Below are 18,347 nucleotides of genomic sequence, written 5' to 3' on the forward strand. Positions count from 1 at the left end.
TATCGAGCGGGTCACCGATCAGCATGGGCTGGCTCCTTTGCGCCGTCAAGCATCAGCGCCCGGACCAGGCAGGTCAGGAGCAACACCGTTATGAAAACGAAAGGCAGCGCGCCGAGAGCGATCAGCTGCTTCATCGCCTGTACGGAGCCGGATAGGATCATGGCGGCGCCCAGAATGCCGAGAAGACCGCCCCAGACGAGCTTGACCTTCACGCTCGGATCCGGATTGCCACCGGTCGAAAACATGCCGAGGACAAAGGCCGCGCTGACGACGCTCGTGACAATGAACAGGAAGGCGGCCGCGATCGTCGCGAGCGTGGTCAGCCCGGATAACGGCAGCCGGTCGAGAAGCGCGAAGGTCATGCGCTCGACGTTGGTCTGCGTCATCGCAAGCAACTGCCCCTGGCCGTCGATGGCTTCGTAGAGCCCGACCCCGCCGAAGGCGCCGAACCAGACCGTCGAAAAAACGGTCGGCGCGACCAGAACGCCCAATACGAATTCCCGGATCGTGCGCCCCCTGGAGATCCGGGCGACAAAGACACCGACAAAAGGTCCCCATGCGATCCACCAGACCATGTAAGTGAGCGTCCAGTCGCGGAACCACTTGCTGGTTTCGCTCCCGTAGAAGGTGAAGGTCTGTAGTCCGCGCGGGATCACCTCCGCGATATACTTGCCAATTCCTCCGACGATCGAATTGAGCAGATATTCCGACGGGCCGAGAATGACGGTGTAGGCGACCAGCGCAATGGCAATCGCCATCGCGATGTTGGAAAGCTTCGCCATGCCGCTGCCGAGATCCACCAGGAGAGGCGGAATATAGGCGGCGACGATCAGGAAGAAAACGACACCGACCAGCAACGGGGTCGCACTCGTCCCTCCGGTCAGAACGGTGATCCCGTCGGCAACCTGGAAAACGCCCATGGCGATGGAGCCCGCGACGCCGATGGCGATGGCGACGATGGCCATGAAGTCGGAGATCCAGCCGACGGCATTTGCCCAGGCTTCGTCCGGAAACAGGTTCTTTACCGGCGCGCTGACCAGCATCGGTGTGCCGCGGCGAAAACTGAAATAGGCGATTGTCAGAGCGGTGGTGCCGTAGATCGCCCAGGCATGGATGCCCCAATTGAAGTTTGCGGCAAGAAGGGCCTGTTCCGCTGCGATCGGAACCGGAAGGGCCTCCTGGGCGAAATGGTAGTGTGTGAGCGGTTCGGCAACGGCCCAGAACAGCAGGCCGACCCCCATGCCGGCGGCGAAAAGCATGGCGATCCAGGTCGGTGTGGAATAGTCCGGCCGGTCCGTATCCGCGCCCAGGCGGATGTCGCCGAACCTGGTGAAGGTCAGTCCGAGACAGAAGAGCAGCATGATCGTGACGGAGAGCATCACGAACCAGCCGCGGCTTGTGAAATATTGATCGACGATACGTTGCGCGACGGTCAGCAGGCTTGCCGGGTCGGCCACGCCCCATATGCCGATTACGGCGCATAGTCCGACTGAAGCCGCCAGCAGCACTCTGCTATTATGCATGCACCCCCCGGGAGATATGACGTCGACACGTTAGCGGAGCCACAGGGGAAACGCAAAAAGTGAGCTTCGCAGCCTTTTCAGCGAATCGTGATTTTTGTGGGGCTGAACCCCGTGGGACGCCCGTCAGTGCGGCCGGTGCGAAAGGCGGAAGGAGGATTGCTTTTCAGCACTTTTGAAGCGCCGGATCTGCGGAAGCATGAGAACATAGAGGCTCATTCCTGCCAGTGTCACCGGCCAGAAAACGGAGGTTGCGAAGGCGCCGGCCAGTCGAACCGGGCTGCTCATGTTGTTTTCAAGCAGTTCCATCGACGACAGGATCAGAAAAACAGATGCGACGCCGGTGTAAAGAAGGAATGCAGGAACCAATAGAAACAAAATCATGACAATTTACCTTCCACGTCCGTTTCCGCGCCCCCGCGAACAGGCAGTGAATGTCCAGCCTTTATCAGCATAACACGTAAAAGGGTGTAATTATGACAAGGCTATCGAAAATTGTAATATTCGTCTCAACTATTCATGATTGAGGGGCGGTCGATGGCGAATTTCCGGCGAAACTCTAGAGCCCTTCCCGGTCATATTGAATCATTTGACTGAGACAAAATTGGTCTCTGGCGAGGCGGATTGCGCGCAGCGGTGTTGTCCACCTCAAGCGCTGTCCAACGAAGCCAGAGACCAATTTTGTCCAGCCCTAAGAAATTGTTTTTTTCACTCGATTTTTTCTGAACCGGGTGGCTTTTGACGGCCCATCGGCAGCGTTGCGCCGCTTGCGCGATGCACCGCATCGCACTTCGCGACACGCCTTGCCGAGCGAGCCCACAAAAGCCATCAAATGGTTCAAGATGATCGGGAAGGGCTCTAGAAAGGACCGCGCAAGGCAGGGGGGCTGGCTGTTCAAGCAGGCTCAGGCCGTTCGGAAGACCGGACCGTGCCATTGGAAGCCTCTAAACCCGGTCAGCGAGGTTCCGGGGAATTGTAGTTGGCACTACTCCGGATACCAGAGTTTCACCTTTTCCGCCCCTCGTTCGATGATGACGTGGCCATTCGCGAAGACCCGGTAGGCATGGCTCCAGTCGCCGTCCGGCCATCTGACCCGGACATTGGCGCGCTCGGCGACACCGAGGCCGAAATGAATGAAGCCCATCTGGCCCGATGCGTGACCGGCGCCGACCTGAACGTCCTTGACGACGGTGCGGTTTCCGGTCTTGACACTGATCTTGGCGCCGACCGCCTTGATGTTGCCCTGGCGCGGCTGACGAATTTCCACCGCAAGCCAGTTGCCGAGCGGCTTGGGAGCATCGGCGGAACCCCGGCCGAGATTCCGGAACAGGCTGACAGGCGCGGACCGGTTGACCACGATCAGATCCAGAAGCCCGTCCGCATTGAAATCCGCCATCCCGGCGCCGCGGCCCCGACGGTCCAGGGCGATGCCCGCTCCCTCTCCGGCTTCCACGAATTTTCCGGTCCATTGGCCGAGCAGGAGATTGTCCGGATCGTAGGCGGCGAAATCCGGCATGGCTTCGACATTGCCCTTGGCGATGAACAGATCCCACAAGCCGTCGTTGTTGACGTCCTGGAACTCCGAATGCCAGCCGGTCGAGGGTTTCAGGTCGTCCCCCCTGTAGGGCCTGTGGGCGGTCACGCCGAGATCGAAGGCGATATCCCGGTAAATGGGAACTGTCTCGTCCGCCTCGTCGTCCAGTTTCTGCAGCTTGGTGTCACCCATGCTGGTAAGGGCGAATTCGGGAAAGCCGTCGACATCGAGATCTATGGAGGCGATCCCCATGCCCCAGATCTTCAAATGCTGCCAGCCGTCGCTCTTGCGGTAGGGACGGGGCGGACGGCCCGGCGGCACCGCCCAGAGCTGTTCCTGGCCGCCCCGGTAGTAATGGCGGTCGTTGGAAATGCGCAGGGACGCTTCACCGGACCTGTTCCAGTCGGTGAACAGCATCGACAAGGCGCAGTAGCCGGGAGAAAGCCGTTGAGCTTCGGGATAGGAAACCGCGCCCGTGCCGGTTGTCACCGGCCGGACCAGGGCATTGTCGTGGCAAGTGCCCCAGGGCGATCCCGGTGCCGAGCGGTCGACGTAGTTGCCGAAGGCAAGGGTAGGGTAGGCCAGGCCTGCCTCGAAGGTCGCAGAGAACGCCGTCGTCCACGCGCGCCCGCCGTCGAAGCCGAGCGTCCGGTTGGCGACCTCGAACCGGCAGTCGCCCCTGCCGCGCAGCAGCAGGTTCTCGCCAAGTCTGAGCAGAACCAGATCGAGTATGTCGTCATTGTCGAAATCCAGAGGATAAGCGCCAAGCACGTTCCTGGACTGCTTGTCGCTCAAACCGCTGCCGCTTCGATCGAATTTCAGCGGACCTGATGTCGTGCTCGCATTCACGTAAAGCTGTGCCGGGCTCTTGCCCCCGGCCAGGAACACATCCGGAAACCGGTCGCCGTTGCAGTCGAAGACCGCGACGCCGCCACCGACAAAGAACTCCCAGGCGCCGTCGTAGCTGTGCTGGATGCCCGCGGTTGCCGCTTCCTCCTGAAATCTCGGAATGGGGGCGAGCGATGCCGGTGCGCCGTTTTCCGCCGCCGGAACCGGAGTGGACAGCAGCGCAGCGGTCAACGCGGCAGCCAGCGGCAGGCCTTGCCGTTTCATGGCGCGATCTCCAGGCTGCGCAAAAAGGCGACGACCGATTGCCGGTCTTTTTCCAGAAGCGCCGCGTAGGCTTCGCGGCTCTGGGCGGCCTCTCCCCCGTGGGCGAGAATTGCCTCGCTGAGCGTTGTCAGGTCGCCCCGATGGCCATACGGCGCGGTACTGGCAATGCCCCAGAGTTCCGCGGTGATGAAGACGTCGCGGGCCACGAACCTCTGGGCGAGCAATTCGTTGCCGAAGGTGTCGTTGACGGGGTCGGCGATCGTATGGCGCTTCAGGTCGCCGTAAAGCGGAACCAGCACCCGGCCCTGAGCGTCTCGCTGCAGAGCCCGGACCCAGTCAAGCGTGCCCAGATCGAGCGCCAGCGGGGCCGCGACGTCGCTCTGGCGCAGGGTGCCGGCGGTGTCGAACGGACCCGGATCGTGAAAAACGAGATTGTCCAGAGGCAGGGCGGGAACATGGCAGGCCGCGCAGCCGATTTCGCCGAACAGGGCTTCGCCCTCACGGGCGGCGTCCTGCCAGATCCCGGGCAGATCCGGTTTGCGGCCGGGGGCCGGCAGCGTCGCCTGCCAGGCGACCAGCGCGGAAATCTGGCCGGGAGACATTTCGTCCGGGTATCCGTCGCCGTCGTAATCGTCCGAGCCGGTCCAGACGGCCCCGAAACGCTCGCCCGCCTGAATGCCGTGGTGATCGTTCATGGCATTGACGGTGAACTGGCGAAGCGATGCAAAGACTCCCTTCTGGCTGAAGGGGCGCAACGTCAGGTCGTGGTCGATCCCATCCAGTGCCCCGACATCCAGTGTTCCGTCCGGATAGGCGGTCAGAAAACCGAAGGAAACGCCCTTGGTGTTCAAGGCGGCCTTTTCCGGCTGCCCGCTTGCCCGCGCCATCTCGAGCAGGTCTTTGCGCTGCTTTCGGAGGTCCGAGGTCATTTCCCGCGCGAGCAGTTCGATCAGTCCGGCGCCCTGAAGGGCGTTGGTGTTGCGTTCGTTGGAAAACTGCGGGTCGATCGTGTCGAAATCGGCGCTTTCGAACTGTTCGGAAACGAACACATTCGCCGTGAACGATCCGGCGCCGCCGTCGACCGGCTCGTTGTGGCAGGAGGCGCAGGCATTGGCATCCGGTCCCGCGAGCCGCTGAAACGACTGCGGGAGGGGACGGCGCACCTTGGTCGGCACAATGGCGCCGGTGGCATCCGGCCGTCCGGCGCCGTCCAGTGTGGTGAATTTGGCGCTGAACAGGTGCTCGCCGAGGGCGCGAAGCACCGGTATCGGATCGTCCTTCGAAGCGGCCAGGGCATCGATGTCGATGTCGTCCCTGAGGGCTTTCTCGCTCCAGGGCGGCAGCTCGGGGCTGGCGGCGGCTGAGAACGTGGCGGTGCACAGGAGGCTGCCCAGGATCAGGAGACGGACCGGGACCTTTGACCGCTGCGTCATGCGGGTGCCTCCTTGCGGTCCGGCCGGGCGGCCGCGTTTCCGTAAAACGTGCTGTCGAGGCGCTCCATGGATTGCGCAATCAGGCCGCCGCGAATGTAGTCCTCGTTCCAGGGCATGACATCGAGAGCGAAATTTTTACGCAGGTCCGCGACCAAAGCCTCTTCCAGCCCCTCCCACATGGCTTTTTCCATGAAAGAGAACGCACGCACCGCCGCGCCGGTCAGAACCAGGCGGCTGGGGTCGATGATGGCGACAACCCGGGCAATGCCGTACCCCAGAACCCGTCCGGCCTCGGAAAAGGTCCTGCGGGCGTCGGCATCGCCGCACGAGGCCAGTTCGATCAGACGTGCGAGCCCTTTCTCGCCGGCTTCGATGGTCATCGGATCGGTGTCGTCGGGCAGACCCGCCGCGGCCCTGACAAGCGCGTAATCGGAAAGATAGGCTTCGATGCAGCCCCTCTTTCCGCATCTGCAAAGCGCGCCGCCGGGAATGTGGTTGGCATGACCGAATTCCGCCGCCGTGCCGCTGGCGCCGGAAAACAGGTGGTTGTCCAGGTAAAGACCCATGCCGACACCGTAATCGAGCATGACCACGGCAAAGGTGCCGCTATAGCGCTTGGGATCGCTCCAATGCAGCGCCTCGGTAATCATGTTGGTGTCGTTTGAGATATAGCAGTCGGCGCCGAACGCTGCCTGCAAGGGGGCGACGATCGGGATTCTTCGTCCGGAAAAGGCGGGACTCCAGGCCACAAGGCCGGTCTCCGTTTCGACGACGCCCTGCGCCGCCACGCCGATTTCCCGGACCCGTGACGGACTCGTGCCGGCCTCTTGCAGAAACGACGCGATCGCTTCGACCAGGGTTTCCGGAAAGGTCCGGGCATCCGCCGTCGCGCTGTCGAAATGGATCCGGCGGTCGCGGATGACTTCACCGGCGTAATTGACCAGAGCCAGATCGATATTGTTGACCGACAGGCGGATACAGACGGTGTAAACCGCCTCCGGATTGAGCTTGAGAAGCGTGCGCGGCCGCCCGCGCGCCTGCTGCGTTTTGGGCTCCTCGCTTTCCAGGCTGAGGATCAGGTCCTGGTCCAGAAGGTCGGAGGTGATTGCCGTGACGGTTGCAGGACTGAGCCGCGTTTTATGACCGAGATCGATCCGTGCCGTCGGTCCGTTCCGGCGCAGCGCCTGCAGAACAATACTTCGGTTTTGACGCCGGATCTGATCCCGGTCCGCCTTGCGTGTCATGCGCGCCAAGCTCTTCCCTCGGTGTTTCCTCTGTCCCGGGTTTTTCCCGGTTTTCTGCTCTCTTTCGGGACGTTCAAATCCCGCGGAGCAGAGTTTTGTAAAACCATGTTGACAGGAGCGGCGCTTTACTGCAACTTTTTTTCGGGAGCCAAAAAAAATATCAATATGGCTGTCCTATTTCAGGCGTCTCGAAGGCGCTTGCGGAATAGACGCATATTTTCGGTGCAACTCGTTCGATTTGGGTTGTGCCAACTGGAGGAAACATCGCAATGCGTAAAATCACCACTTTGTTGGCGGGTGCTGTCATGACCGCCGCAGCGTTCACCGCCGCCCACGCCCAGGATTTGACCGTCGGCGTCAGCTGGTCCAACTTCCAGGAAGAGCGCTGGAAGACGGACGAGGCGGCCATGAAGGCGGCGCTGGAAGCAAATGGCGCGTCCTACATCTCGACCGATGCGCAATCGTCGGCGGCCAAGCAGCTTTCCGACGTTGAGAGCCTCATGGCGCAGGGCGTCGACGCGCTCATCGTCCTGGCCCAGGATTCCGAAGCGATCATCCCGGCCGTTCAGGCCGCGGCTGACGAAGGCGTGCCGGTCATCGCTTACGACCGCCTGATCGAAGACCCCCGTGCCTTCTACCTGACCTTCGACAACGTCGAGGTCGGCCGCATGCAGGCGCGCGAGGTCCTCAAGGCGCAGCCGAAAGGCAACTACGTCATGATCAAGGGGTCTTCCGCCGATCCGAACGCCGACTTCCTGCGTGGCGGTCAGCAGGAAGTCCTGCAGTCCGCGATTGACGCCGGCGACATCACGATTGTCGGCGAGGCCTACACCGATGGCTGGCTCCCGGCCAACGCGCAGCGCAACATGGAACAGATCCTGACCGCCAACGACAACAAGGTCGACGCGGTTGTGGCTTCCAACGACGGGACCGCCGGCGGCGCCGTCGCGGCGCTCACCGCTCAGGGCATGGAAGGCATTCCGGTCTCCGGGCAGGATGGCGACCACGCCGCGCTGAACCGCGTGGCGCTCGGCACCCAGACCGTCAGCGTCTGGAAGGACGCGCGCGAGCTCGGTAAATCCGCGGGCGAGATCGCCGTTGCCCTCGCCAAGGGCACCGCGATGGGCGATGTCGAGAATGCCATCACGTTCAAGACACCTGGCGGAAACGACATGAACGCCGTCCTGCTGGCGCCGCTGCCGGTCACCAAGGACAATCTGGCCGTTGTTGTCGACTCGGGTTGGATTCCGAAGGACGTGCTCTGCCAGGGCGTCTCCGGAGGTCCCGCTCCCTGCAATTGATCCGGTCCGTTTGACCTGACAGCGCGCCTTCGCCCTCTGGGCGAAGGCGTCCGGCTGGCCGTGTGCGCGAAAGACGAGAATGACTGACGAAACAAATAACACAGGTCCGACGATCGTTAAGCCGAAGGGCTTGTTCGCCGCACTTGAGATCGACACCCGGCTCATGGGCATGATCGGCGCATTCATCGTGATCGCGCTTGTGTTCCAGATCTGGACGGGCATCAACGCGCAGGGGTTGACCGGCGATATCGCCTGGAACCCGTTCTCCTGGCTCATTGACGGCCGGTTCCTGACACCGCGCAACATTTTCAATCTGACCATCCAGACGGTCAGCGTCGCGATCATGGCGACCGGCATGGTCTTCGTGATTGTCACCCGGCACATCGATTTGTCGGTCGGCTCGCTCCTGGCGACCTGTTCGGCGATGATGGCGGTGGTTCAGACGGTGGTTGCGCCGAATTGGCTTGGCCTCGGGCTCGAGAACCCGATGATCGCGCCCCTGGCCATTGTCGTCGGTCTGATCACCGGCGCGGCAATCGGCGCCTTCCACGGCTACCTGATCGGCTATCTGACGATCCCGGCCTTTATCGTGACCCTGGGCGGTCTTTTCGTCTGGCGCAACGTTGCCTGGCACCTGACCGGCGGCCAGACGATCGGCCCGCTCGACGCCAATTTCCAGCTGTTTGGCGGCATCAACGGAACCCTGGGGGTCACCTGGAGCTGGATCTTCGGTCTCCTGGCCGTCGCCGTCGCCGTTTACGGCCTGTTCTCGGCCCGCCGGCAACGGCTCAGTCACGAATTTTCCGTCAAGCCCGTGTGGGCGGAGGCGACCATTGCCGCTGTCATTTCCGTTGTGATCCTCGGGTTCGTGGCGGTTCTCAATTCCTACGAAGTGCCGACGCGCCGCCTTGCGCGCCTGTTCGAGGACCGGGGCGAGATCATGCCCGAGGGCTTCACGACCGGCTACGGATTGCCGATCAGTGTGCTCCTGTTGATCGTCGTCGTTGTCGGCATGACGGTCCTGGCGACCCGGACACGGTTGGGCCGCTACATCTACGCCACCGGCGGCAACCCGGAAGCGGCTCAGCTCGCCGGCATCCGCACCCGTCTCCTGACAGTGAAGATCTTTCTGATTGTCGGTCTGCTGTGCGCCATCTCGGCGGTCGTGGCCAGCGCGCGCCAGACGTTTCACTCCAACGATATCGGCACGCTGGACGAACTGCGCGTGATCGCCGCCGCGGTGATTGGCGGGACTGCACTCGCCGGAGGCGTCGGCACGATCTACGGTGCCGTGCTCGGAGCGCTGATCATGCAGTCCTTGCAGTCCGGTATGGCGATGGTGGGAGTGGATGCACCCTATCAGAATATCGTCGTCGGGGTCGTTCTGGTCCTCGCGGTCTGGATCGATATCGTCTACCGCAAGCGCACGGGGAGCTAAGTCCATGTCCGACAAGATCGAGCGCACCGGAAAACCGCTCATTGAAATGTGCAACATGCAAAAGGCCTTCGGCGGCATTCGCGCCGTCGACGGGGTCTCCATAGATCTTTACCCGGGTGAGGTGGTCGGTGTTCTCGGCCACAACGGCGCGGGAAAATCGGTGCTGATGAAAATGCTCTCCGGCGCGATTCAGCGCGACGCGGGGGAGATCTACGTCAACGGTGAGCTTGCGGAGATCAACAATCCGCGCGACGCGCGCTCCTATCAGATCGAGACAATCTACCAGTATCTGGCGCTCGCGGACAATCTCGACGCGTCCTCCAACCTGTTTCTGGGGCGCGAGCTGACCACGCCGCTGGGGTTCGTCAACGATGCGTTGATGGAGGCCGAGACCCGCAAGATCATGGGCCGCCTGACACCGAACTTCCGCCGCTTTCATACGCCCGTCGCCGGATTGTCCGGGGGGCAGCGCCAGTCCGTTGCGATCAGCCGCGCGGTCTATTTCAACGCGAAGATCCTGATCATGGACGAACCGACGGCGGCGCTTGGCGTGCAGGAAACCAAAATGGTTGTCGATCTGGTCGACGAGCTGAAGAAGCAGGGTATCGGCATTCTGCTGATCGACCACGATATCCACCAGGTGAAGACCCTGTGCGACCGCGCCAATGTCATGAAAAACGGCAAGCTTGTCGGTACGGTGGTCGTCGATGAGGTCACCGAGGACGATATGCTCGGCATGATCATTGCCGGAAAATGTCCCCCCGGAGGAATCCCGGGGCCGGGCGCGATCAATTCGGACAACGCAGCCGCCTGATTTTCGGACGGTCCGGGTCGCGGATGCAGCCCGGGCCGGACCGCACGACCCCGCGCCGGCAATGATGCCGGCGCGCTCTTTCAGACCTGAAATGAGGAACGCCCCTCATGTTTATCGGCCTCGATATCGGAACCAGTTCCGTCAAAGCCATACTGCTCGGCGCGGACCAGTTGCTGATCGCCTCCGCAACGGCGGATCTGACCGTGGAACGCCCGCACCCGGGCTGGTCTGAGCAGGATCCGGAAAGCTGGTGGACGGCTTGCGAAACGGTTCTGGACACCTTGAAGCGCAAGGCGCCGGCGGAGCTGGCAGCGGTCAGGGGCATCGGCCTCTCCGGCCACATGCACGGCGCGACCCTGCTGGATGGAAACGGCCGGCCGCTGCGTCCCTGCATCCTGTGGAACGACGGCCGCTCGGGCAAACAATGTGCGGACCTGCAGGCCACCGAACCGCAATTCCTGACCAGGGGCGGCAATCTGGTGATGCCCGGCTTCACCGCGCCGAAGCTGCAATGGGTGCGCGAAAACGAGCCGGATATTTTCAGCAAGACCGAAATGGTGCTCCTGCCCAAGGATTATGTGCGCTTCAAGCTCACCGGAGACTATGTCGGCGACATGTCCGACAGCGCGGGCACGCTCTGGATGGATGTCGCGAAAAGGGATTGGTGCGACGATCTTCTTGCTGCCACCGGCCTGACGCGAAAGCAGATGCCGCGCCTGGTCGAGGGATCGGAGAGTTCGGGCACCGTCAGATCCGATCTGTGCGGCCGCTGGGGCTTCGATGCGCCTCCGGTCGTCGCCGGCGGCGGCGGCGACAACGCGGCGGCGGCCTGCGGCGTCGGTGCGGTCACGCCCGGCTCGGCCTTCGTCTCGCTGGGAACCTCCGGCGTGCTCTTCGTCACCAACGACAGGTTCTCACCCAACGTGGAGGGCGCCGTCCACGCCTTTTGCCACGCCTTGCCGGACACCTGGCACCAGATGGGCGTTATCCTGTCGGCGACCGACAGCCTGAACTGGCTGGCGAGGATCCTGAAGAAAACGCCGGGTGACCTGACCGCGGAGCTCGGCAGGGTGTCCGGCCCGTCCGGCGTGTCGTTCCTGCCCTATCTGGGGGGCGAGCGCACGCCGCACAACGATGTCGAGATCCGGGCCGGCTTTGCGGGAATCTCCCATGAAACCGACGACAGGGAGCTGACCCACGCGGTTCTCGACGGGGTCGCCTTCGCCCTCAAGGACTGTCTGGAGGCTTTGAGCGTCGCCGGTACCAAGATCGACAGGCTGCTGGCCGTCGGCGGCGGGTCCCGGTCGCACACCTGGCTGGAAATCATAGCGAGCCTGCTGGGCGTTCCGGTCGATGTGCCGGTCGACGGCGATTTCGGCGGCTCGCTCGGCGCGGCGCGGCTCGGTCAGGCCGCGGCGACCGGAACGACGGAAGGCATATTCGCCAGACCGGCCCTCAAGGCGACCATCGATCCCCTCCCGGCTCTCTCGGAACCCTATGCCGAGGCCTATGGCCGTTGGCGCAAACTTTACCCGGCACTGAAACAGGCTGGCTTTTAAGGAGCAATCATCATGAGCACTGGATTTTTCGGCGATCTTCAGCCGATCCGTTTCGCCGGTCCCGACAGCACCGATCCGCTGACTTACCGGCACTACAACAAGGACGAGATCGTGCTCGGCAAGCGGATGGAGGACCATTTGCGTCTTGCCGTCTGCTACTGGCACAGCTTCTGTTGGCCGGGCCTTGATCCCTTTGGCGGCGAAACCTTCATGCGCCCCTGGATGGCCGCCGGAGGCGATCCGATGGAACAGGCGAAGGTCAAGGCCGATGTCGCCTTCGAGATGTTCCAGATCCTTGGGATGCCGTTTTTTACCTTCCACGATCGCGACATCGCCCCGGAAGGCGCAACGCTTGCCGAAAGCAACGCCAATGTGAATGCCATTGCCGACATCTTCGAAAGGAAAATGGCAGACACCGGCATAGGCCTTCTCTGGGGCACGGCCAACATGTTCTCCAACCGCCGCTACATGGGCGGAGCGGCAACCAATCCAGACCCGGACGTCTTCGCCTATGCGGCGGCCCAGGTGAAGAACGCCATGGACGTCACCTCCCGGCTGAACGGCCAGAACTATGTTCTGTGGGGAGGCCGCGAAGGTTACGAGACCCTGCTCAACACGAACATCAAGCAGGAACTGGACCAGCTCGGCCGCTTCCTAAACATGGTGGTGGAGTACAAGCACAAGATCGGCTTCAAGGGCACGATCCTGATCGAACCGAAGCCGCAGGAGCCGTCGAAGCATCAGTATGACTATGATGTCGGCACGGTCTTCGGCTTCCTGAAGGATTACGGCCTGGAAAACGAGGTCAAGATGAACATCGAACAGGGTCACGCGATCCTGGCCGGCCATTCCTTCGAGCACGAACTGCACATGGCGCGCGCGCACGGCATTCTCGGCTCCGTCGACATGAACCGCAACGACTATCAGTGCGGCTGGGACACGGATCATTTCGGCATGAATGTGCCGGAACTGGCGCTGGCCTACTACGAGATCCTGATGGGCGGCGGCTTTACCACCGGCGGAACCAATTTCGACGCCAAGCTGCGCCGCCAGTCCATCGAGCCGGTCGACCTGATCCAGGGCCACGTCGGCTCCGCAGACGCCATCGCACGGGGCCTCAAGGCCGCCGCGGCGATGATCGAGGACGGCCGCCTCAAGGGCTTCGTGGAAGACCGCTATGCCGGCTGGAAGAAACCGGAAAACGCGGAGATCCTCAAGGGCGGCTCCTCGCTCGAGGCGCTGGCCGACCGCGTGCATGCCGCCGACCTGGAACCGCAGCCGAAGTCCGGCAAGCAGGAATACCTGGAAAGCCTGGTGAATCTTTTTGTCTGACTTTTCAGGGCGTCTTTAACGCCTGCACCAAGGTCGTGAAGACCACGATCTTCGCCACATGCACCCGTCTCCCCCCTTGCGGGGGAGATGTCAGCCTTCGCAGACAGAGGGGGGCACCCTCCCGATTTCTTTCAGCTTTTCGGGATGCCGCGCCCCCGAAACACCCCCCTCTGTCCGTTTCACGGACATCTCCCCCGCAAGGGGGGAGAGGGGCGGAAGCGGAAATGCCCTAACGACCAATCGTCCACAAACCGACCGTTCAAACCGCCTGTTGAAGTTTAAACCTCACAGCCCGGCGAAATACCGCGCTCCATCCGGATCGCTCAGATCGTGCAGCCTGTTGGCCGCGTGCCTTGCGAAACGGTGGGTGACGGATTTCCGGGTCGCGGCGGCAAGCTTGTGTTCCGGAGCCTCGCGCAGGATTTCCGCGCCGAAGCCGTCGGAGACGATCAGGCCGGCATCTTCCGGGAAGATGTCGAGTGGCACGTCCGGATGGGTGGCGAAATAGAGCCGGTCGCAATGCCAGCGGTAGTCCGGCCATTTGCTGTCGGCCCGCAAGTCGGCGACCGAGGATTTGACCTCGACGATCCAGAGCTGGTGTTTCGGGCCGAGTGCCAGAAGGTCCGCCCGGCGCGCGGAGGCGAGCGTCACTTCCGGGAGGCAGGCGAAATCGAGTTGGCGCAGCAGCCGGGCCGTTCCGCGCCAGACCTTGAGCGCGGTCTCCGACTGGCGGCCGTCCTTCAACGGATCGTCAAGCTGAATGCGGCCTGAGCCTGGTTCCGGATCGTTGTGCATCTGGAATTTGTTCCATATTTGTTCTAGAAAGGCAAGATGGATCGCGACATGGCTTGCGCGGCATGCGGAACTGGCGTGTTATAGACGCGCATGTCCGGGTCAGGTCCGATAGACATTGTCCGGACGGGGCAGATCAAGGTTACGGGTGAGGAAATGGTTTCGAAAGCGACTTGGGTGGTTCTCTTCAGCGCCGTACTGGCGGCCGGCGGTCCCGCATTGGCCGGCAAGGGCGATCTCAAATTCGACGTTCCCAAATCCGCGCCGCTTCTCCAGGGCCGCGCCCTCGACCTGAGGTTCGCAGACTTCGCCCAAGGCATCTGGGTCCGGGACCCGGAGGATTGTCCCGGTCCCTCCATCGACCGGAGCAAACCCGGCTCGGCGCTCGCCATATACCGGGGCCTTTGGGAAGCCCCGGATCGGATCTGTCAGGTTTACGGCGCCGAACTTGGGCGCCGCGAAACGCAGCGCGCGGCGATCAGCTGCACCCTGACCGACGGCGGCGAGGCGATCGAACTTGTCACGGTCCGGCCCAGGGGCACGCAGGGCCTGCTCGTCCAGGAAGGCGAGCGCGCCCCGGTGCAGTACCGCTTCTGCGCGCGGATCGTACCGATCCTGCAATCGGCCAGCAGTGTCGACTGACCGGTGCCGACTGACCGGGCCTTTGAGGCCGCGGTTCTAGATTTCGGGACCCGCCCACACGTTTGACTGGGCGGTCTTTTTCGGGGTCCTGGCTTCGGCGATATGCGCGGTAACCGGGTCCAGGGTGCAAAGCGCCTCATACTGGCTGAGAAAGACCTTGCCGGTCAGGTGAGACAGAAAATCCGCTTTCCGCAATCTGTCCATCACCGGACCCTTGACCTCCGACAAATGGAAGCTGACCTTGGAATCCGCCAGCCGGTGGTTGATTTCTTCCAGGCTTTCCAGAGCGCTCGCGTCGATCTCGTTGACGGCGGGACACATCAGGACGACATGTTCAATGTCCGGTTTTTCGGCAACGAGCGCGTAGACCCTGTCTTCCAGGAACCGGGAGTTGGCGAAGAACAGGCTCTCGTCGACCCTGAGCGACAGGACCTTGTCTCCGGTCACGACCATGTGCCGGTCGATGTTCCGGAAATGCTCGGTGCCGGGGACGATACCGACGATCGCCATATGCGGCCGGCTGCTGCGATAAAGGTAAAGCGCGATGGACAGCGCGACGCCGGTGACGACACCGGGTTCGACACCGAAGAACAGCGTCAGCAGGATCGTCGCGGCCATGGCCGCGAAATCGCTTTTCGAATAGGTGAAAGTCCGTTTGATGGCGCCGAGATCGACCAGCGAAAGCACGGCCACGATGATGGTGGCGGCAAGGGTGGCCTGCGGCAGATTGGTGAGAAGCGGCGTCAGGAACAGGGTGGCGAGAGCGATCCCGATGGCGGTGAAGCCTCCGGCGGCGGGGGTGGCCGCACCGGCGTCGAAATTCACGACGGAGCGCGAAAACCCGCCGGTGACCGCGTAACCGCCGGAGACGGCGGAGGCCAGATTGGCGGTTCCCAGGCCGATGAGCTCCTGGTCCGGATCGATCCGCTGCCGTTTCTTGGCCGCGAGCGTCTGGGCGACGGATACGGATTCGACGAAGCCGATGACGGAAATCAGAAAGGCCGGTCCAGCGAGCGCCAGCCACAGGTCGGGGTCGAATGTCGGCAATTGCGGTGCGGGCAAGCCGGACGGAATGTCGCCGACGGTGCGTACGCCGCGCCCGGCAAGGTCGAAGGCGGCGGACAGAAGCGTCGTCACCGCGACCGCCGCGACGGGACCGGCCTTGGCCAGAAGGTCGGCCAGAAACGGTTTCAAGCCCAGCCCGAGCAGAAGCTTTTTAAGGCCTTTGCGCACCCAGAACAAAAAGGCGGTTGCCGACACACCGATCGCAAAGGTGATCCAGTTCATTTCTCCCAGCCGGCTGCCGATCGACAAGAGGATGTCGTAGAGCGTGTGGCCGCTCGCCTTGACGCCGAGAATATGCTTGAGCTGACTGGCGGCGATCAGCAGTCCGGAAGCGGTGATGAAGCCGGAGATCACCGGGTGGCTCAGGAGGTTGGCCAGGAACCCCAGCCGGAACAGGCCCATGGCGACCAGCATGAGGCCGGAGAGCAGCGCGATCACTATAGCCGCTTCAAGATAGGCCGGCGTCCCCTGCCGTGTGAATTCGCCGACCGCCGAAGCGGTCATCAGCGAGACAACGGCGACGGGACCGACCGCCAAAGCACGGCTGGTGCCGAAAAACGTATAGGCGACCAGCGGCAGAATGGAGGCGTAAAGCCCGACTTCGGGCGGCAGGCCCGCAAGGAGTGCGTAGGCGAGGGACTGCGGGATCAGCATGATCGTCACGATCACCGCGGCGACCACGTCGCTGGTGGCTGTTTCCTTGTTGTAATCCTTGCCCCAGTCGAGGATCGGCAGATAGCGCTGCAGCAGCTTCATTCGTTGGCCTTTGACATGCAGAAGAGAACCGAGCCGGTTGCCCGGCTCGAGTCGGTTTGAGGAGTCCTATCCGAGATGTGAGCCCGCCGTGACCTTCTCGGGTTTCGCGAGCCATTCCTTGCCGCGCAGCATGGCCTTCCAGTAGACCGGCGGCAGTATCTTTTCCTTGAGCAGCCATGCCGTTCGCGACGGCTTGGTCCCGTCCACCAGCCAGCCCGGAAAGCTTGGCAGGAGCGTGCCGCCGTAACCGAATTCGGCCAGCACGATCTTGCCCCGTTCCACGGTGAGCGGGCAGGATCCATAACCGTCGTATTGCGCTGTCGCGCTGCGGCCCTGCATGTCGGCGACGACGTTTTCCGCGACCACGGGTGCCTGCTTTCGGGCCGCCGCCGCCGTCTTGGCGTTGGGTGCGTTCATCACGTCGCCGAGCGACCAGATGTTTTCATAGGTCTTGTGGCGCAATGTGGCCTGATCGACGTCGACCCACCCGGCGGCGTCGGCGAGGGGGGACACGCGGATGAAATCGGGCGCCGTCTGAGGCGGTGTGACATGGATCATGTCAAACTCGACCTCGACCCGGCGCGGCTCCTGATCCGGTTCCTTGATCTCGAAAACCGCCTTCTTGGCGGGACCGTCGATGGCGACCAGATTGTGGAAGAAATTGAGCTGCGCGCCGTAGCGGTTCACGTAGTCCATCAGCGCGGGCACATAATCCTTGACGCCGAAGAGCACGCCGCCGGCGTTCATGAACTCGATGTCGATGTTTCCGATCAACCCTGTTTTGGTCCAGTGATCGGCCGACAGATACATGGCCTTTTGCGGCGCGCCGGCGCATTTGATCGGCATGGGCGGCTGCGTGAACAGGGCGCGCCCCGACTGCATGTTCTGAACCAGTTTCCAGGTATAAGGCGCCAGGTCGTAGCGATAGTTGGAGGTCACGCCGTTCTTGCCGAGCGTATCGACAAGCCCCTCGACGCCGTGCCAGTTGAGTTTCAGCCCGGGACAGACGATCAGACGGTCGTATTTGACCACCCGGCAACCGTCGAGAATGACGGCATTGTCCTTCGGCTCGAAGGCGGCGACCGCCGACTTGATCCAGTGCACGCCTTTTGGAATGAGCGAACCCATGGTTTTCGCCGTGGTGGCGGCATCGAAAACCCCTCCGCCGACCATGGTCCAGCCCGGCTGATAATAGTGCACGTCCGCGGGATCTATGATCGCGACATTGAGGTCCGGCTTGCGGCTCAAAAGGCTCGACGCCACGGAAATGCCCGCGGCGCCGGCACCGACGACAACAACCTCGAAACGGGCGTCTTCCGCCGTTTCTGTCGGTGTGCGGCCGCCGTTCGCGATCCGGCGCACGACGCCGGACATGTCGTAACCGGCCGACTTGGTCTGCGCCAGGATGTCGGCGACGGGCTGGCTGTCGGCCTGGGAGAGGGACCACAGGGTCGCCGACCGTGTCCCGGTCCGGCAATAGGCCAGAACGGGTTTCGGCAGGGCATTCAGGAGATCCTCGAAGGCGTCGGCGTCTTCGTCCCGCACCTTCCCGGCGACGATGGGAAGATACCGGCTTTCAAGGCCGAGCTTTTTGGCAGCGGTTTCGATCTCCTCGAAGGTCGGCTGGTCGGCGCCCTCGCCGTCCGGGCGGTTGCAGATCACCGAACGGAAACCCTGCTGCGCGATCTCGGCGAGGTCTTCGGGCAGGATCTGGGGGGAGACCGATATCTGCGTGTTGATGGCCTTGGTGCTCATGAATGCTTTCCTCCCTGTTGTTATTTAAAACGAAGCTGCCTGCGATCGG

At 62.6% G+C, this 18,347-nt stretch carries 14 protein-coding genes; 6 read left to right on the forward strand and 8 right to left on the reverse strand.

Features of this window, described 5'->3' with window-relative positions; genetic code table 11:
• Nucleotides 1–11 precede the first annotated feature (11 nt).
• The 5 genes from JF539_RS19940 to JF539_RS19960 form a co-directional block, all read right to left on the reverse strand.
• Nucleotides 12–1,523 (reverse strand): BCCT family transporter, encoded by a 1,512-nt coding sequence (locus JF539_RS19940; RefSeq protein WP_207142495.1) that lies wholly within the window; start codon nt 1,521–1,523, stop codon nt 12–14.
• Nucleotides 1,524–1,646: 123 nt separating this feature from the next.
• Nucleotides 1,647–1,904 carry a hypothetical protein gene (locus JF539_RS19945; protein WP_207142496.1) on the reverse strand — a complete coding sequence of 86 codons (258 nt, stop codon included), beginning with the start codon at nt 1,902–1,904 and terminating at the stop codon, nt 1,647–1,649.
• Between the two features lie 601 nt (nt 1,905–2,505).
• Entirely contained in the window at nt 2,506–4,167 is a 1,662-nt protein-coding gene (locus JF539_RS19950; RefSeq protein WP_207142497.1) for a CRTAC1 family protein, read from the reverse strand.
• Entirely contained in the window at nt 4,164–5,600 is a 1,437-nt protein-coding gene (locus JF539_RS19955; RefSeq protein WP_207142498.1) for a di-heme oxidoredictase family protein, read from the reverse strand. The genes JF539_RS19950 and JF539_RS19955 overlap by 4 nt, the downstream gene beginning before the upstream one ends.
• Nucleotides 5,597–6,844 (reverse strand): ROK family protein, encoded by a 1,248-nt coding sequence (locus JF539_RS19960; RefSeq protein ID WP_207142499.1) that lies wholly within the window; start codon nt 6,842–6,844, stop codon nt 5,597–5,599. The genes JF539_RS19955 and JF539_RS19960 overlap by 4 nt, the downstream gene beginning before the upstream one ends.
• A gap of 269 nt (nt 6,845–7,113) precedes the next feature.
• Between JF539_RS19960 and xylF the strand changes: the two genes are divergently transcribed.
• From xylF to xylA, 5 genes are all read left to right on the forward strand, one after another.
• Nucleotides 7,114–8,145 (forward strand): D-xylose ABC transporter substrate-binding protein, encoded by a 1,032-nt coding sequence (gene xylF / locus JF539_RS19965; protein ID WP_207142500.1) that lies wholly within the window; start codon nt 7,114–7,116, stop codon nt 8,143–8,145.
• Nucleotides 8,146–8,224: 79 nt separating this feature from the next.
• Complete coding sequence (locus JF539_RS19970) at nt 8,225–9,583, forward strand: sugar ABC transporter permease (protein ID WP_207142501.1); 1,359 nt, start codon at nt 8,225–8,227, stop codon at nt 9,581–9,583.
• Nucleotides 9,584–9,587: 4 nt separating this feature from the next.
• On the forward strand, nt 9,588–10,397 hold the full coding sequence (locus tag JF539_RS19975) for an ATP-binding cassette domain-containing protein (protein ID WP_209017460.1): 810 nt from the start codon (nt 9,588–9,590) through the stop codon (nt 10,395–10,397).
• A 107-nt stretch (nt 10,398–10,504) separates the two neighbouring features.
• Nucleotides 10,505–11,956, forward strand: a complete 1,452-nt coding sequence (gene xylB / locus JF539_RS19980; protein ID WP_207142502.1) for a xylulokinase — start codon at nt 10,505–10,507, stop codon at nt 11,954–11,956.
• Nucleotides 11,957–11,968: 12 nt separating this feature from the next.
• A complete protein-coding gene (gene xylA / locus JF539_RS19985) occupies nt 11,969–13,288 on the forward strand; it encodes a xylose isomerase (protein WP_207142503.1) in 1,320 nt (439 codons plus the stop codon).
• Between the two features lie 285 nt (nt 13,289–13,573).
• Here xylA and JF539_RS19990 read toward each other — a convergent pair whose 3' ends face one another.
• Complete coding sequence (locus JF539_RS19990) at nt 13,574–14,083, reverse strand: MmcB family DNA repair protein (protein ID WP_207142504.1); 510 nt, start codon at nt 14,081–14,083, stop codon at nt 13,574–13,576.
• A 90-nt stretch (nt 14,084–14,173) separates the two neighbouring features.
• On the opposite strand from JF539_RS19990, the gene JF539_RS19995 reads away from it, so the two are divergent.
• A complete protein-coding gene (locus JF539_RS19995) occupies nt 14,174–14,722 on the forward strand; it encodes a hypothetical protein (protein ID WP_209017461.1) in 549 nt (182 codons plus the stop codon).
• A gap of 36 nt (nt 14,723–14,758) precedes the next feature.
• Here the strand turns inward: JF539_RS19995 and JF539_RS20000 are convergent, their stop codons facing one another.
• Nucleotides 14,759–16,543 carry a SulP family inorganic anion transporter gene (locus JF539_RS20000; protein WP_207142505.1) on the reverse strand — a complete coding sequence of 595 codons (1,785 nt, stop codon included), beginning with the start codon at nt 16,541–16,543 and terminating at the stop codon, nt 14,759–14,761.
• Between the two features lie 66 nt (nt 16,544–16,609).
• A complete protein-coding gene (locus JF539_RS20005; RefSeq protein WP_207142506.1) occupies nt 16,610–18,298 on the reverse strand; it encodes a bifunctional protein tyrosine phosphatase family protein/NAD(P)/FAD-dependent oxidoreductase in 1,689 nt (562 codons plus the stop codon).
• Between the last annotated feature and the right edge of the window lie 49 nt (nt 18,299–18,347).

The sequence above is a fragment of the Roseibium aggregatum genome, from assembly GCF_017309185.1.
In the GTDB taxonomy this organism is placed as follows: Bacteria; Pseudomonadota; Alphaproteobacteria; order Rhizobiales; family Stappiaceae; genus Roseibium; species Roseibium aggregatum_B.

Bases quoted from the DNA above. Each gene is read 5' to 3' on its own strand.
- JF539_RS19940 (WP_207142495.1), bottom strand. From the start codon at position 1,523: ATGCATAATAGCAGAGTGCTGCTGGCGGCTTCAGTCGGACTATGCGCC.
- JF539_RS19945 (WP_207142496.1), bottom strand. From the start codon at position 1,904: ATGATTTTGTTTCTATTGGTTCCTGCATTCCTTCTTTACACCGGCGTC.
- JF539_RS19950 (WP_207142497.1), bottom strand. From the start codon at position 4,167: ATGAAACGGCAAGGCCTGCCGCTGGCTGCCGCGTTGACCGCTGCGCTG.
- JF539_RS19955 (WP_207142498.1), bottom strand. From the start codon at position 5,600: ATGACGCAGCGGTCAAAGGTCCCGGTCCGTCTCCTGATCCTGGGCAGC.
- JF539_RS19960 (WP_207142499.1), bottom strand. From the start codon at position 6,844: ATGACACGCAAGGCGGACCGGGATCAGATCCGGCGTCAAAACCGAAGT.
- xylF (WP_207142500.1), top strand. From the start codon at position 7,114: ATGCGTAAAATCACCACTTTGTTGGCGGGTGCTGTCATGACCGCCGCA.
- JF539_RS19970 (WP_207142501.1), top strand. From the start codon at position 8,225: ATGACTGACGAAACAAATAACACAGGTCCGACGATCGTTAAGCCGAAG.
- JF539_RS19975 (WP_209017460.1), top strand. From the start codon at position 9,588: ATGTCCGACAAGATCGAGCGCACCGGAAAACCGCTCATTGAAATGTGC.
- xylB (WP_207142502.1), top strand. From the start codon at position 10,505: ATGTTTATCGGCCTCGATATCGGAACCAGTTCCGTCAAAGCCATACTG.
- xylA (WP_207142503.1), top strand. From the start codon at position 11,969: ATGAGCACTGGATTTTTCGGCGATCTTCAGCCGATCCGTTTCGCCGGT.
- JF539_RS19990 (WP_207142504.1), bottom strand. From the start codon at position 14,083: ATGCACAACGATCCGGAACCAGGCTCAGGCCGCATTCAGCTTGACGAT.
- JF539_RS19995 (WP_209017461.1), top strand. From the start codon at position 14,174: ATGTCCGGGTCAGGTCCGATAGACATTGTCCGGACGGGGCAGATCAAG.
- JF539_RS20000 (WP_207142505.1), bottom strand. From the start codon at position 16,543: ATGAAGCTGCTGCAGCGCTATCTGCCGATCCTCGACTGGGGCAAGGAT.
- JF539_RS20005 (WP_207142506.1), bottom strand. From the start codon at position 18,298: ATGAGCACCAAGGCCATCAACACGCAGATATCGGTCTCCCCCCAGATC.